Origin of the sequence: Psychrobacillus antarcticus (genome assembly GCF_029533155.1) — a bacterium.
Taxonomy (GTDB): domain Bacteria; phylum Bacillota; class Bacilli; order Bacillales_A; family Planococcaceae; genus Psychrobacillus; species Psychrobacillus antarcticus.
This window is the reverse complement of record NZ_JAIZDB010000006.1, coordinates 254681-268964: the sequence shown is the minus strand read 5'-3', so window position 1 is coordinate 268964 and position 14284 is coordinate 254681. Positions and strand designations below refer to the sequence as shown.

Genomic DNA, 14284 nt, shown 5'->3' with positions numbered 1-14284 from the left:
CATGGTTGACCTTGATGCCATGGTTGACCTTGATGCCATGGTTGACCTTGATGCCATGGTTGACCTTGATGCCATGGTTGACCTTGATGCCATGGTTGACCTTGATGCCATGGTTGACCTTGATGCCATGGTTGACCTTGGTGCCATGGTTGACCTTGATGCCAGGGCTGACCCTGATGCCAGGGCTGACCTAATGGGTTGACCATTTGAATTCACTCCCTATTTTAATAATCTAAATACCATATGATGGATTTACTTTAAGATAGGGGTTATTAGCCCTTACTTAGGAAATTAGATATCCTAAATTAGTCCAAATGTAACGTTGAAGCGGAACGTTTAACTTTATAGAACCAGTTATAAATCTTCATGTAATTTACGATAGTGAACCAAAAGTAGTTTATGAATATACAGTTGAAGATATAGTGATAAGGAAAGTAAGAATGTGGGCTGTATCAGGCACATCGGTAGAAAAAAGTGGAATTGAACCACAACATGCAGAGTAATGAAAAGAGTATGTGAAACACTTCACTTAAACTAACTGGTGCTTGTGCGGCCGAGCCTAGGTCGTATCATATAGCGGGTGGGATTCCCGTCGAGAAAGAACTAGCCATTCACTCGTAGCGAGTCTTGGAGGGCTAATGGTAACATTAGCCTTTAAGCGTAGACAGTTAGGTGGCGGGCCGAAAGCCAAATGGTTGAAGGGATTGAGCTCCATAATGTTAGTAAATTGAGAGGGCTGATGCTTTAAGCACGGCAGAAAGCTACATTTTATCCATCGTTAAAGGCAAGAAGGATAAAACCTCTCTGGAGTCAGAGACCTTGGCACGTCACACATCGATATGATACGGCAACTCGGGAGGCCCTACCGGTCTTTTCTTCTTATAGAAGAGTATGGTGTACAAGCGATAATAAGCGAGGAAACCAAATGCCGTTGTAGGGAGTCGGATAGCACCGTAGTACCAATGAAGTTGGGTAATGCCGATGGAGGAAAGGCTGCTACCAAATGATCACTCTTAATAGGGATACATTTACTACACACAGCGGTAGAAATAATAAATGTAAACTAAACTATTGAGGATAGCAGAATCACTATTTTGTGAATGATGATTTGGAGGAGCCGTGTGCGTAAATAGCGCAAGCACGGTTCTGTGAGGGGGGAGGAACACAATCTACCGTAAGGTAGAGAGGTTCCCTTCTACTAGACTAGTTAAAGATTCGCAATCCGAAATAATTAATATTATTACTGCGTATTTTAAAGTTAAAACCATAACATTGGGTTACTAACTATAATGTAAAAACCTTAAGTTTCGATTAGATGGGTTACCAACTATAATGTAAATTAAAATATTTCGAAAAATCCGTATTTCGTTGCTGTTATTGAATTTTGGAGTTACCAACTATAATGTAACTGGACAGTTGTTCAAAGACAAAAAAGTTGTGAACTGACCTATTGAATTTGACAAAAAATCTATCCTGCTTAGACACGATCCAATTTAATTGGGTCGTGTCTTTTTTGGTTATAATAGCAAAGTCGTCAACTGACAAAAGAATCTACCGTGAATGACAACAAAGTCGGGTAATAAAGAATTTGTGCTTTGAAATATAGCTAAAAGAAAAAGCATGGTTTAAACATCCAACCCGTTCAGTCGAGTAGTACAAAATACTCAAATAACAACCCAATTATCGAAATAAAAACACAATATTTTTACGGACCTCTAAGTTTACTGACAATTCGAGGAAATTGAATAACAATATGGTAAGATATTAATATAGTAAAAAAGATTGTGAAGGTGGTCACTTAAACTAAGGCCGCAGTTTAGTAGAATAACAACAAGAATTTAAATGAACGAAAAAGAACGTATGTTCACATTTCGTTCGTTAGTGTATATTTTTAAATACATAATATTAATATTTATTGGGTAGGAGGAAGCAATATGAAGAAAATACTAGAGGAATTTGAAGAAACAATTGATGCCATTAAGAAATTAAAAGCTGTACAAGAATCTAAGTTAAATGAACCGATTAGTAAAGGAAAATGGTCAATTAGAGAAATTATAGGACATTTTTATTATTGGGATAAGTATAATCTTGAAAAAATGGTTCCAATAATGGCTAACGGAGTAAACTTGCCACAGTTTCCAAACCATGACCAACATAATAAGGAAGCAATATCATATCTGAGAGACAACACAGTAGAATCTATTATAGATGCTTTCATAGAAACACGAAAGGAACTTATTGATAGTGTTTCAAAAGTAGAAGAAGATGTTAGATTTACAGTGGGAAAAGGTAAACGACAGTTCTCCGGTGAAAGTTTTATAAAAATCTTTTTAAAACATGATATTCACCATTTGCAACAAATAAATAGTAAATTGAATAATTAGATTGCTACTTGTTTTAATTCTTATTGCACTAACTAGTTGCGTTAGTTGAGTATGCAATGGGGAACGAGGGACAGGCACATCGGTCCACTCTTGATATTAAGTAGCGGGTCGTGGTGTCCCTATGTCCCAGATTTATTTAGGGTAAAGTAAAACATATTACAGACGATGTGAGAGAAGGGGAAAAAAAATGTGATTATAAAAATAACATTATTGTTTATTACAGTAACAATGCTAATGGTTCCTGTAATGGGAAATGGAGTAGTAAAGGCACAAGAAATAAATGATTTAACTGATACGGAAGAAAAGTAAATAGAAAAAGTCATAACTTTGCTACGGGGGTACTTATGAAAACTCACTATTATTTAGGTTGGTTTAACAATTTTTTTCCAGAGAATCTGGGTAGGGTGTTACAGGAGGATATAATTGATAGAAAATCGCTTGCTATGATTAGCTCGAATCCATCTATCTATGAAGATGATGGTGCTACTGAACGCTCGTGGCTCGATCAGGCTGGCATTATGTTTGATGAGTATCATTTAATTAATTACCGCGTACAGAAGGAAGATGCCCAAACGATAATTCAAAATGCTTCCGTCATTTTCTTGTTGGGTGGCAATATTCTTAATCTAAATGGTTTTTTGATGGAATATGAATTATCGGATTCGATTAAAAAAAGCAACGCCGTTGTGATGGGAGCAAGCGCTGGTGCTATCAACATGTCCGCTAAATGGTTATGCTCGAAAAACTTTGGAGATGAAGTTGAAATGAGCTCTGTTTACTACGGAATCGGTCTTGACAATTTTTCCGTCCTGTCTCATTTTGATCTTGAAAATAACATTGCGCTGGTTCAAAGCGAACTATCTCTCCTATCGGAAGAAATAAATATTTATGCATCGAACAAAGATTGTGCTCTACGTGTAAAGGGAGACAAAATCAACGTTCTAGGCAATGTTTTTTTAATTTCCCATTCAAAGATTCAGAAATTGGATGAGACGCTCTAGTTGTAGTGAATGGCTATGGTTTAATTGGATTAATTTCTTTATGCAAGGCCTCTATTTTAAACTTAGTGAAGGATAACCAGGTAAAATAGGATTGTCCGGAAAGCATAGGTGTGCAGAATGGTCTACTGCAATCGGGCGCGGGTGTTGGGTATGTGTCTCTTTTTTCTTCTTGTACTTGGATTAGCTTAATGGCTAATCCTTTTTTATTGAAATAAGGTGTTTACCTTTTTGAACGTCAATCGTTATCTAAGTAGGAGGGGGATTATGGATGAAGAATTAGGTCTTTATTTAGAAAGGAAATTAAAAGGCGTCTATTATGTCTTGCTGAAAATGGGAGCAAAAAAAGAAGATGCCGAAGATATTTTACAGGAGACAGCATATCGTTTTGTTCAGCTATTAGATGGTGTTGATGAACGGTATATGAATGCATGGCTTTATCGAGTAGCTATCAATTAATTTTATGATGGCTTGAAGAAACAGAAGACAATGGTTCGTTATCTAGCGCTTTTTGAAACTGAGGATTTACTTGATTTATATACTCCCGAGCAATCCTTGATTGATGGAGAGTTTGAAAAACAAATGAAAATAGCCATGTCTAAACTAAGACCAAAAGATACTGAAATTCTGTAAGAAATATGTACTGTTGTTCAACTTAAATAATGCTGGTGAAAGTGATTGTTCAACTAAAGTAAGCATTTAGTGGAAGAAGGAACTTTGAACATTCATGGAGAAGTAAATAACCAGAGGCGGGTGGAATCAGTGAAAAATGGTCGTGATGGTGGATTTAATTATTGGAAAATGAATTATAGAACGAGGCTTCTTCGAACTTTATGGATGGTTCCTGTTGTTTTATTTTTATCTATTCAACTACTTGTAATGGATATTCCTCCAAAATCTAGCGTATTTTTGTTGGTGCTTTTACTAGTTACCCTAGTAGTTCAATTAATATATACTTATTTTAAGTGGAAAAGTGAAAGACAAACGGAAACTCATTAAGATTTATAAATAGATGGGTGTTTCTGTGTTAAACAGAGATATTTTTTTTACTATCGCGGTTGGATAGTTCAGTAAGAAAATTTTTGGGGGAACATCAAAAATTGGAGATAATTTAGTGGGAAGAAAATATAATTTGTGGTCATTCATTTTATGTTTGTTATTACTAGTGCTTTCTTTACAATCGTTATATGCGTCATATAACCAAACTTGGCAAGTGGCTCCACCTGCTTTAACTTTATGGTTACTCACTGTTATTGCTTTCGTTACGGGTATTATTGGATTTAAAGACGAGAGTAGTAGGCGAGCGAGATGGAGAAGTTGGCTTACGGTGCTAATTGCATTCCCCCTTTCGGCAATTTTTCTATTAGGGGTAGCGGTAAATACATTTGCGAGAGAACCCATTGAAACAGCACAATCACCTGACTCTAAAATCATCGTCGACTTTTATACATTAAACGGTGGGGCGGCTACCTCCATTAGTGTAACAGGAATTGTAAATGGTCCCCTTTGGTTTAAAAAGAGGATTTATTACGAAGACCCTATGCATATGGTTGATGTGGAATGGGAAAATAACCATACTATTGTAATTAACAATCACCCTTTGAACTTAGATAAAGGGGGAATTTTTTCGGATTAAAATTTTTTTATAACTGACGCTTTACTTCAAGAAGCTGTAGTACCTTTTTTATTGAACTAAAGGTGCCAGTTAGTTTAAGAGAAGATGAATATCAATCAGAGTCGTTGGGGAGGGGGGGATAAAGTGAGGAATTTCATAACTTTTATATGTTTATCTTCCATAGTATTATGGGGATGTGAAAATCAGAATGGAAAACCCGATCACCCAGTAATAGAGGAATCAATTGTCTCAATAAGTAACGTACAGAATTCTGATGAAGAAGTTATGCATTTTTATGTATCCGTCGAAGATTACGGTTTGGGTCCAGAACAGGAATTTGGTATTCGAATTCTTATTAAAGACCCTTATATTAGTGAATTGATTAAGACTGTAACGTTGGAATCCTCTGATACGTGGAAAACCATTCCTGAAGGTTCAGGGGAACTGTTAGTAGTTTCATATACAGATTTTAAAGTGATTGAAGGTAAATATTCCGTGGAGGAAGTAAAAAATCTTGTTGAAAATGAACAAGCAATAATTGTAGAAATCTATAATGATAACGAAATAATAACTCAAAGTGAAATTACTACATTCGAAGACCGAAGAGACAAATAGAAATACTTGTTCTTTAACTAAAGGAAGTGGATTAGTTGAAGAACTGAAAATATTTCGATAGTCGATTAGTAAAAAAAGGGCAGGTGGTTTACATGAACAAAACATCGCTATATGCATATATTCTATTTAGTGGAAATGATGATTTCCCATTCGATGTTGTTACAGATAGACTAAACCTGCAACCTACGAAAACTTGTAAAGTAGGAGAACGAGTGAAGCCTAACCATCCAATAAATCAGTTAGTACATTCAAATACTGGTTGGTATTTTGAAATAGAAACGAAAGAATCACTTGATACAGAAGATGTATTACGTCCGCTTTTAGAAGTATTTCAAACAAAGACAGATACAATTAATCAGTTAAAAGAGGAACTTAATTTAGATGTTCATCTAGAGTTAGTTATACAGATTTACGATGGATATACTCCAGCATTAGTGATTTACCCTGAATTTAGTAAGTTCGCTGCAAAAATAGATGCTTTTTTAGACGTTGATATGTATGTGTTTTCTGTTGATGAACCTAATGTATAAACGGACTGTTTTTAATTACATGTCCACATATATTAAACATTCATAATGATGCAATTCTGGTTCAACTCACGAAAAAATACAAAAGGGGGGATTAGATATGATTGGCTTGCTTAATCTTGATAGCCTCGTGCTTGGACTAATTGTTTGGATACTTCCTATTGTCACTTACATGCGATATAAGAAGCATGACCATGGGAATTGGGTGGTACTTTCCATTACGAGCATCAGTGCTTGTGCTATCTCGCTATGTTTCCAGATCTTTTATACCTATCATATTAAATGGAATTACTATGATTATGTATCGTGACAGAAAAGCAAAGTAGGGACCAAGCAATCTATTCAGTACCCAACTTTGTTGTAACTGAACAATATATGTTAAATGACAAAAATTCTATCCCTCTATGACACGATCCAATATTGGGGAGTGCTTTTTTTATTTTTAAGAAAACATAGTGTTTCTTGAAGGCAAAGAAATATAAGTTTTTTTAATAGAAATTCAATTTGCTTAATAATAATGTCTATAATCGGCATAATAAAAAATATTAATATAGTTGCATTCTATATATAAGCGGATTATTATATAAGTGAATAGTTATATATTGATGGTCTACAGATGCAAGGAGGTGCCTTTATGGAATTATCTACAATTGAAATAGAAAAAGCTGCAACAATATTGAAGTTGTTAGGTGACAAAACAAGACTAACCATGGTCAAAATGTTAGATACGAACGATTATTGCGTTTGTGAATTTGTTGAAATTTTTAAAGTAAGTCAGCCTGCCATTAGCCAGCACGTAAGGAAATTAAAAGACGCTGGATTGGTATGTGAAACAAGAAGAGGTCAATGGATTATCTATTCATTAAACAAGGAAAATGAAGTTCTTCCACTTGTCGCGAGCTTGATTGATCATCTTCAGAACCAAGATTTTAAACTACAAGAATTAGAAAAGCAGGGATTACGTATCTCATGTAAATGATGGAGGTTAGTATATTGTTACCAGTTATTTTAGCGGCATTGATTTTTTTATTAACGCTGATCTTCGTTATATGGCAGCCAAGAGGTTTGAATATCGGGTGGTCTGCTTGTGGTGGAGCAATTATAGCGTTGTTAGTAGGGGTTGTGGACTTTGGTGATGTCTTAGCAGTAGTAGATATTACTTGGAATGCAACGTTGTCTTTTATTGCAATTATTCTTATTTCCTTAATTTTAGATGAGATTGGTTTATTTGAATGGGCAGCGTTACATATGGCAAGGGCTGCGAAAAGTAATGGGATTAAGATGTTCATTTATGTAAGTGTGTTGGGAGCTGTTGTTGCTGCCTTTTTTGCCAATGATGGAGCAGCGTTAATATTAACCCCAATTGTATTAGCGATGGTTCGAATTTTAAATTTCAATGAGAAAATGATCTTCCCATTTATTATGGCGAGCGGATTTATTGCAGATACAACTTCGCTACCATTTGTTGTTAGTAACCTTGTTAACATTGTATCAGCGGATTTCTTTCATATTGGTTTCGTGGAATATGCTTCCAGAATGATTATTCCTAACCTATTTTCTTTAATTGCAACAATTAGCGTATTATTATTTTATTTTAGAAAGAGCATTCCAAGGACATATGATTTATCAAAACTTAGAGAACCAAAAGAAGCTATTAAAGATTTAAAAATGTTCCATCTCTCTTGGTATGTACTAGCCATATTAGTTATTGGTTATTTTAGTAGTGAATTCATAAATGTTCCTGTTTCCTTCATTGCTGGAATTGTAGCGATTTTCTTTATCGTAATGGCAAGAAGAAGTAACGCTGTCGATACAAGAACAGTTATTAAAGGAGCACCATGGAATATTGTGTTTTTCTCTATCGGTATGTATGTGGTTGTTTACGGACTAGGGAATGCTGGACTTACAAGCGTATTAGCGGGCGTTATTGAGGTAGCGGCAGAGCAAGGGTTATTCGTAGCGACGATGTCGATGGGCTTTATTGCAGCCTTCCTGTCATCCTTAATGAATAACATGCCAACCGTTATGATCGATGCATTAGCGATAGCGGAGACGAATACTTCTGGTACCATTCGCGAAGCACTTATTTATGCTAACGTGATTGGTTCTGACTTAGGACCAAAAATCACTCCAATAGGCTCACTTGCAACATTAGTATGGCTCCATGTTTTGTCGCAAAAAGGTGTGAAGATTTCATGGGGTACTTATTTTAAAACAGGTATTGTCTTAACAATCCCTATTCTATTCATAACATTATTAGGTCTATATATTTCAATAAAATTGTTCTAATATGAGCAGCAAACCAAAGGAGATTACTAATTATGACAAAAAAAACACTATACTTTTTATGTACAGGAAATTCATGCAGAAGCCAAATGGCAGAAGGCTTGGGGAAAAAATATTTAGGTGATGAGTGGGAAGTTCTTAGTGCGGGTATTGAAGCACATGGTTTAAACCCGAATGCTGTCAAAGCAATGAATGAGATTGGGATCGATATTTCTAATCAGACTTCAGATATCATTGATGTGGAAACGTTAAATAATGCGGAGTTTGTAGTAACTCTTTGTGGGGATGCTGCGGATAAATGTCCAATGACACCACCCCATGTGAAACGTGATCACTGGGGATTTGACGATCCTGCAAAAGCGGTGGGAACGGATGAAGAGAAGTGGGCTACCTTCCAACGAGTTCGTGATGAAGTTGGAGAAAAAATCAAGCATTTTGCTGAAATAGGCGAATAGTGATAGGCAATAATTATAATCCTAAAATGTAAAATCAGACTCAATCACAATGAAGTCTTTAAATGATAGAAGTTTTGTTCTATCAGTAATAAAAAAGAGCTTGAATCTTCAAGTTCTTTTTTATTTGATTAGAATTAAAAATAGAGCCTCTTCATAAATACCTGAGAAAAGCCATATAGAATAGAAGAATAAAGAAAAATATCATAAGGATGGTTTAGTGTCTTTCACATGGGTCGTTGGTTATTTGTGTACTGTAGTTGGATTTAGTATAGGTGGGATTATAGCCTGGTGCATTAAGCGTTTTCAGAAAAAAACAGATGTCATTTACAGTGTTTGTGTGGGGCTAACCCTTGGTGTATTAAGTTTTGAGATTGCACCAGGGGCAATAGAAATAGGAAATTGGATTACTTTCATCCTTGGTTTTTTTGTAGGGATATTATTATTTGAAGCTGCCCACAAAATATTGAAAGTTTTATTTGGAACATCCACAATTCAGGGGAAGAGTTTTTCTTTACAAACGGGCATATTATTATTTCTCAGCATTGCATTTCACAATTTACCGATAGGGATAGTATTGGGTGGTACGCAAGATAAATCATTAGAATTTTCAATGCTTCAAGCCATTCTTCTTCATAATGTTCCGGAAGGCATCATAGCATACTCTCTTTTGTTTGTGGTGATTCATGGTATATGGTCATGGTTATTTTTCTCTTTAATAATTGCAGCTCCGGTAGGATTTGGAGCTTACTTCGGCAGTACATTAGGAACGGGCAGTCCTCTATTTTGGTCGTTTTCAATTAGTTTAGCTGTAGGTACAATTTATATGATCATTGTGAAGGAAGTAATTATGGAAGCAATTCAGGATACTTCACGTGTATTAATAATTTCTATTATTAGCTTTGCGTGCATTGGATTCTACTTTTTTCTTTTATAACCTTTAGTTGAAGAGATTATACTATTTAATGCTTTGCATGATCAATCGCCTGATGCAACAGATTCATAATGTGGTCATCATCGCTTGAGTAGTACAAGGTTGTTCCCTCACGTCGAAACTTTACTAATCGTAAATTTTTCAAAAAGCGGAGCTGATGAGATACCGTAGACTGTCCTAAATTTAGTTCCTCGGCAATATCATTCACGGAATGCTCTTTACAGCAAAGTAAATTTAATATACGGATACGTGTCGGATCACTTAAAGCTTTGAATGTCTGTGATACGACAAATAGTGTTTCTTCATCTAACTCATGTGTGTTTGTTTGTACCTCATTGGTCATTCTATTTCCTCCTATTAATGATTGTGGTGTGCATGTGCATCTGGTGGATTTGCTTTTACTGTACATAAAATGGAATTATCATGCTTATGGGCAGCAGTTTCTAATTGAATCGTCACATGTTGAATACTTTTATGTTCTAAATCATGTTCGATTTTACGAAGTAGTTTTTCACTTTCTGCAATTGTCATTTTTTCTTCCACGACCACATGGCAGGAAAGTGCATTTAGACCACTTGTAATAGACCAAATGTGTAAATCATGAACGCCTAGGATTTCCTTTTCCTGTTTAATTGTTTGAACGATTTCGTCTACATTTATATTTTGAGGTGTTCCCTCCATTAATACATGTAGGGAAGCTTTCGTCACATAGTAACCACTGCGTAAAACTAGTACAGCGACAAGGACACTTGCTAATGGATCGGGCCAACCCCATTCAAAGAAGATGATTAATAAGGCTGCAATAATAGCACCAACTGATCCTAGCATATCGCTGATCACATGAAGAAATGCCCCACGCATATTTAAATTACCTTTCGTATCACTGCCTCGCATCATAATCCAAGCAACAAGAATATTTACAGCTAACCCAATACTACTAATAACGAGCATCCCGGTTGTTGCTACTGCTGGTGGATTAGTAAAACGTTGAAATGCCTCATAAAAAATATAGAGTGCAATTAATATCAGCGTTACCCCGTTGAATACCGCTGCTAAAATTTCAAAACGTTTATAGCCATAGGTCTTACTGGCATTTGCTGCTTTTTCACTAAACGTAAATGCTAATAGGGCAATCCCTAGTGATACGGCATCACTTAGCATATGTCCGGCATCTGAAAGAAGGGCTAGACTGTTTGTCATAAATCCGCCTATTACTTCTACAATCATATAGCTGGTAATAATTAAAAATGAAATCAGTAACACTCTTTTATTGGCCCCATGTGTATGGTTATGATTATCCGCCATATGAATCCCACCCTTAATTTTAAGTTTTTATAAAAACGGTATATGATAATATATTCATATACACAGATTACGTTCTTTTTAATACTTTGTCAATTATATTCACTACTTAGCACATTGAATTTTTGTTATTTATAAGGACAACCTATTAAAAGGAGGTGCGAGGAATGGCGATTCGGATTTTAATACTTTTACTATTAGTTAGTTTTAATTTTTCAATGCCGGCTACTGCTGAAGTTCAACTTAAAGCTGCCTTTATACGAGACCATCAGCTTTGGATGAAAGAAGGCATTAAGGAAACGCAACTTACAACAGATCGGTATGTTTCCACTCCAAAGTGGTCAAAAGATGGTCAGTTTATTGCTTATTTAGCAGGCGAGAAGAATGACGATAACACATATTTGTATATATATGATTTGAAGAAAAAGGAAAACTATCAACCATATCCATCCATTGAAACAAGAGAATATAAATGGTCACCTATTTCAAATCAGCTAGCTTACACTTCGAGGGGTGTCCTAAACGTTACAAAAACAAAAAATGGACGACCACAAGGCTTTGAGAATGTTGCGCTAGGTGTTAGTGACTTCGAATGGTTTCCAAACGGAAAAGAGTTTATCGTTTCATCTCAATCCAATTTGCTTCCTACTGGATGGGAGCCAGTCCAACTTTTCAAAGTTCCAGTAGATGCAAACCTTAATACAAATAAAATAAAGCCTTTTTATACCATTCAGACAAATATGGCAGACTTATTTGCTATTGATGCTGAATACTTTAAATGGAGTGCTGATGGTAAATGGGTTAGCTTTCTAGCAACGCCAACTGCATCTTGGTCCAATGATAGTAATACATTAAGTGTGCTCTCATCTGTAGGAGACCAATTTCAAGTTATAGGAAAAATGCTTTGGTTTGAAAAATGGATAAAATGGGCTCCTAGAAAAAATCAACTAGCCTTCATATCTGGTGAGGGAAGGTTTCAGGTTGAAAACAAAAATACCGCTGTTGCTAATATTCCTTCGATACAGAATCGTAAGGAATACACACCTAAAGGATATGTGGATCTTGACTTAGAATGGCTTTCTCCAGATGAAATAATTGTTGCGCGAGCAAAAGAAAATAAAGAGTGGAAGTTGGGTCCTGTCCCAACTATGTTTACTACTCTATACATCATTAATATTAAATCGCGAGAACAAACGCAGCTTACCTTTCCAAAGAAAAATGAATTAGATCATACACCCCAAGTGGTTGGTTCAACGATAACTTGGTATAGAGAGGCTGAAAGCGAAGTTCAAGGAGATGTGTGGGTTAAAGAGGGAATGAATGATCAAGAACATCAATGGTTAAAAAATGTAGACTCTCCACCGACTTTTTACAATGAAAAAACTGATACAACCAGAACTGAAAAAAACGTCGTGGGGTATCAGTATAAAACCAGTTTGAATTAATCATTATTCAAACTGGTTTCTTGTTATTTAGCTTGGGAATGTTAATCGGTTACTTAAAAAACTGAAATTATTTTATCCAATATTCCAGTAATATCAAGGAATACGATGATAATTACCAATGGAATGATGAATTTCATTATAAAAAACCAAATATTAAATGCAGTAGCACCTAAACGAGAATGCATTAGTAGTTCCTGTCGCAAAGTGCTTTTCTCTATCTTAAGTGGGACGAAAATAGATATTAAAAGTACACCTAACGGCATTAAAATATTACTTACTAAGTAATCAGCTGAATCAAATAAGCTTTTTGAGAAAATTAGAACATCAGCAAAAATACTATAGGATAATGCGGAAGGGATTCCTACTAAAAATATTAAAAACCCAATAACATACGCATATTTTGTTCGCTTTTCGACTTTTCCTTTAACAATAGAGGCCACAATTATTTCTAGCATAGAAAAGGCCGAAGTTAATGTGGCAAATAAAAATAATGCTAAAAAGCCTATTAAGAAGACTTCTCCAAAAACAATTTGATCAAATACAGCTGGCAAAACAACGAATAGCAAACCAGGTCCTTCAGCTGGTTCTAAGCCTAGTGAAAACACAGCTGGGAAGATGGCTAATCCTGCCAATAACGCGATCACTAAATTCATTGTAACAATTGAAATAGCTGGTTGTATTAAGCTTTCTTTTTTAGAAAGGTAAGAACTATAAGTAACCATAACGGACACGCCGACACTTAAAGAGAAAAAAGCTTGACCCATCGCAAAAAGGACACTTTGTGATGTGATATGAGAGAAATCGGGTGCTAGAAAGAATTTCACACCCTCCATAGCATTTTCCAATGTAAGGGAGCGGATGATCAGAACGATAAATAGTCCGAACAAAGCTGGCATTAAAATCTTATTTACCTTTTCAATTCCATTTTGAATTCCCTTAGCTACGACCAACACTGTAACAGCTAGGAATATAAACTGGGCAACAATAACGAGAAGAGGATTTCCAATCGTCGTGTTAAAGACAGCCCCATAATCCGCCCCCTCACTAATTACTCCACCAAACAGACCTTTAGCAAAATATATGATAATCCAACCACCAATTACACTATAAAAAGATAATAGAAGAAAACTGGTAAATACCCCTAATCGTCCAATCCAATGCCAATTAGTATTAGGAGCAAGACTACGATACGCACTAATCGCTTCTTTTTGCGTACTTCTACCAATCACAAACTCCGCTAGTAATAACGGAAAGCCCATAAACAGAGTAAATAATATAAAAAGAAGAAAGAATGCTCCACCACCACTTATCCCAGTTACATAAGGGAGCTTCCATATTGCCCCTACTCCAATAGCTGACCCCGCAGCAGATAAGATAAAACCAATCTTTGATGACCATTGCTCATTTGTTTGCAAGCTAACCAATCCAATCCATTTTTAGTATGTCTAAGTTGTGAAAAGACAAAAAAGCCACGTCTCTATCTTTTACGATAGGGACGTGACTATGCACGCGGTACCACCCTAATTGGAAACAAATCCATGTTTCCCACTTGGTTAAAATAACGGTTTAATCCGTTTTATACTACATTCTCAAAAATCTAGTATAAAAAAGCTCCAAGAATGAAATTCACCTAATCTTTGTATCAGTTTTCACCCACCACTGATTCTCTACTCACAGGGAGACCGGCTTAATAAAGTTCTTTTCGTCGCTCGTTTAATATAAATAA

At 35.7% G+C, this 14284-nt stretch carries 16 protein-coding genes, 1 pseudogene and 1 other annotated feature; of the genes and pseudogenes, 13 read left to right on the top strand and 4 right to left on the bottom strand.

Going from position 1 to position 14284, the window contains the following annotated elements; genetic code table 11:
- Positions 1-206, bottom strand: a pseudogene (locus LDK52_RS05450) (VrrB protein); the annotation flags it as partial.
- A 1728-nt stretch (positions 207-1934) separates the two neighbouring features.
- On the opposite strand from LDK52_RS05450, the gene LDK52_RS05445 reads away from it, so the two are divergent.
- From LDK52_RS05445 to LDK52_RS05390, 12 genes are all read left to right on the top strand, one after another.
- Positions 1935-2384 (top strand): DinB family protein, encoded by a 450-nt coding sequence (locus tag LDK52_RS05445; RefSeq protein WP_277584932.1) that lies wholly within the window; start codon positions 1935-1937, stop codon positions 2382-2384.
- A 344-nt stretch (positions 2385-2728) separates the two neighbouring features.
- Positions 2729-3385: a Type 1 glutamine amidotransferase-like domain-containing protein gene (locus LDK52_RS05440; RefSeq protein WP_277584931.1), complete on the top strand. Its 657-nt coding sequence runs from the start codon at positions 2729-2731 to the stop codon at positions 3383-3385.
- Between the two features lie 264 nt (positions 3386-3649).
- Complete coding sequence (locus tag LDK52_RS05435; protein WP_277584930.1) at positions 3650-3841, top strand: sigma factor; 192 nt, start codon at positions 3650-3652, stop codon at positions 3839-3841.
- Positions 3842-3871: 30 nt separating this feature from the next.
- A complete protein-coding gene (locus tag LDK52_RS05430) occupies positions 3872-4015 on the top strand; it encodes a hypothetical protein (RefSeq protein WP_277584929.1) in 144 nt (47 codons plus the stop codon).
- A gap of 84 nt (positions 4016-4099) precedes the next feature.
- Positions 4100-4381, top strand: a complete 282-nt coding sequence (locus LDK52_RS05425; protein ID WP_277584928.1) for a hypothetical protein — start codon at positions 4100-4102, stop codon at positions 4379-4381.
- Positions 4382-4496: 115 nt separating this feature from the next.
- Positions 4497-5018 carry a DUF5412 family protein gene (locus tag LDK52_RS05420; protein ID WP_277584927.1) on the top strand — a complete coding sequence of 174 codons (522 nt, stop codon included), beginning with the start codon at positions 4497-4499 and terminating at the stop codon, positions 5016-5018.
- Positions 5019-5141: 123 nt separating this feature from the next.
- Entirely contained in the window at positions 5142-5612 is a 471-nt protein-coding gene (locus LDK52_RS05415; protein ID WP_277584926.1) for a hypothetical protein, read from the top strand.
- A 92-nt stretch (positions 5613-5704) separates the two neighbouring features.
- Positions 5705-6142: a DUF4279 domain-containing protein gene (locus tag LDK52_RS05410; protein ID WP_277584925.1), complete on the top strand. Its 438-nt coding sequence runs from the start codon at positions 5705-5707 to the stop codon at positions 6140-6142.
- Positions 6143-6773: 631 nt separating this feature from the next.
- On the top strand, positions 6774-7118 hold the full coding sequence (locus tag LDK52_RS05405; protein WP_277584924.1) for an ArsR/SmtB family transcription factor: 345 nt from the start codon (positions 6774-6776) through the stop codon (positions 7116-7118).
- A gap of 14 nt (positions 7119-7132) precedes the next feature.
- Positions 7133-8428: an arsenic transporter gene (locus tag LDK52_RS05400; RefSeq protein WP_277584923.1), complete on the top strand. Its 1296-nt coding sequence runs from the start codon at positions 7133-7135 to the stop codon at positions 8426-8428.
- Between the two features lie 32 nt (positions 8429-8460).
- Positions 8461-8880 carry an arsenate reductase (thioredoxin) gene (gene arsC, locus LDK52_RS05395; RefSeq protein ID WP_277584922.1) on the top strand — a complete coding sequence of 140 codons (420 nt, stop codon included), beginning with the start codon at positions 8461-8463 and terminating at the stop codon, positions 8878-8880.
- Between the two features lie 217 nt (positions 8881-9097).
- Positions 9098-9814 carry a ZIP family metal transporter gene (locus LDK52_RS05390; protein ID WP_277584921.1) on the top strand — a complete coding sequence of 239 codons (717 nt, stop codon included), beginning with the start codon at positions 9098-9100 and terminating at the stop codon, positions 9812-9814.
- A 25-nt stretch (positions 9815-9839) separates the two neighbouring features.
- Here the strand turns inward: LDK52_RS05390 and LDK52_RS05385 are convergent, their stop codons facing one another.
- Positions 9840-10154, bottom strand: coding sequence for an ArsR/SmtB family transcription factor (locus LDK52_RS05385; protein ID WP_277584920.1), 315 nt, complete (start codon positions 10152-10154; stop codon positions 9840-9842).
- A gap of 14 nt (positions 10155-10168) precedes the next feature.
- Positions 10169-11116 (bottom strand): cation diffusion facilitator family transporter, encoded by a 948-nt coding sequence (locus tag LDK52_RS05380; protein WP_277584919.1) that lies wholly within the window; start codon positions 11114-11116, stop codon positions 10169-10171.
- Between the two features lie 164 nt (positions 11117-11280).
- On the opposite strand from LDK52_RS05380, the gene LDK52_RS05375 reads away from it, so the two are divergent.
- Positions 11281-12558, top strand: coding sequence for a TolB family protein (locus LDK52_RS05375; RefSeq protein WP_277584918.1), 1278 nt, complete (start codon positions 11281-11283; stop codon positions 12556-12558).
- A gap of 53 nt (positions 12559-12611) precedes the next feature.
- On the opposite strand, the gene LDK52_RS05370 is transcribed toward LDK52_RS05375, so the two are convergent.
- Positions 12612-13973 carry a sodium-dependent transporter gene (locus tag LDK52_RS05370; RefSeq protein ID WP_277584917.1) on the bottom strand — a complete coding sequence of 454 codons (1362 nt, stop codon included), beginning with the start codon at positions 13971-13973 and terminating at the stop codon, positions 12612-12614.
- A gap of 73 nt (positions 13974-14046) precedes the next feature.
- Positions 14047-14273 (bottom strand) — a binding site (T-box leader).
- Positions 14274-14284 lie beyond the last annotated feature (11 nt).

Bases quoted from the DNA above. Each gene is read 5' to 3' on its own strand.
- LDK52_RS05445 (WP_277584932.1), top strand. From the start codon at position 1,935: ATGAAGAAAATACTAGAGGAATTTGAAGAAACAATTGATGCCATTAAG.
- LDK52_RS05440 (WP_277584931.1), top strand. From the start codon at position 2,729: ATGAAAACTCACTATTATTTAGGTTGGTTTAACAATTTTTTTCCAGAG.
- LDK52_RS05435 (WP_277584930.1), top strand. From the start codon at position 3,650: ATGGATGAAGAATTAGGTCTTTATTTAGAAAGGAAATTAAAAGGCGTC.
- LDK52_RS05430 (WP_277584929.1), top strand. From the start codon at position 3,872: ATGGTTCGTTATCTAGCGCTTTTTGAAACTGAGGATTTACTTGATTTA.
- LDK52_RS05410 (WP_277584925.1), top strand. From the start codon at position 5,705: ATGAACAAAACATCGCTATATGCATATATTCTATTTAGTGGAAATGAT.
- LDK52_RS05405 (WP_277584924.1), top strand. From the start codon at position 6,774: ATGGAATTATCTACAATTGAAATAGAAAAAGCTGCAACAATATTGAAG.
- arsC (WP_277584922.1), top strand. From the start codon at position 8,461: ATGACAAAAAAAACACTATACTTTTTATGTACAGGAAATTCATGCAGA.
- LDK52_RS05385 (WP_277584920.1), bottom strand. From the start codon at position 10,154: ATGACCAATGAGGTACAAACAAACACACATGAGTTAGATGAAGAAACA.
- LDK52_RS05380 (WP_277584919.1), bottom strand. From the start codon at position 11,116: ATGGCGGATAATCATAACCATACACATGGGGCCAATAAAAGAGTGTTA.
- LDK52_RS05375 (WP_277584918.1), top strand. From the start codon at position 11,281: ATGGCGATTCGGATTTTAATACTTTTACTATTAGTTAGTTTTAATTTT.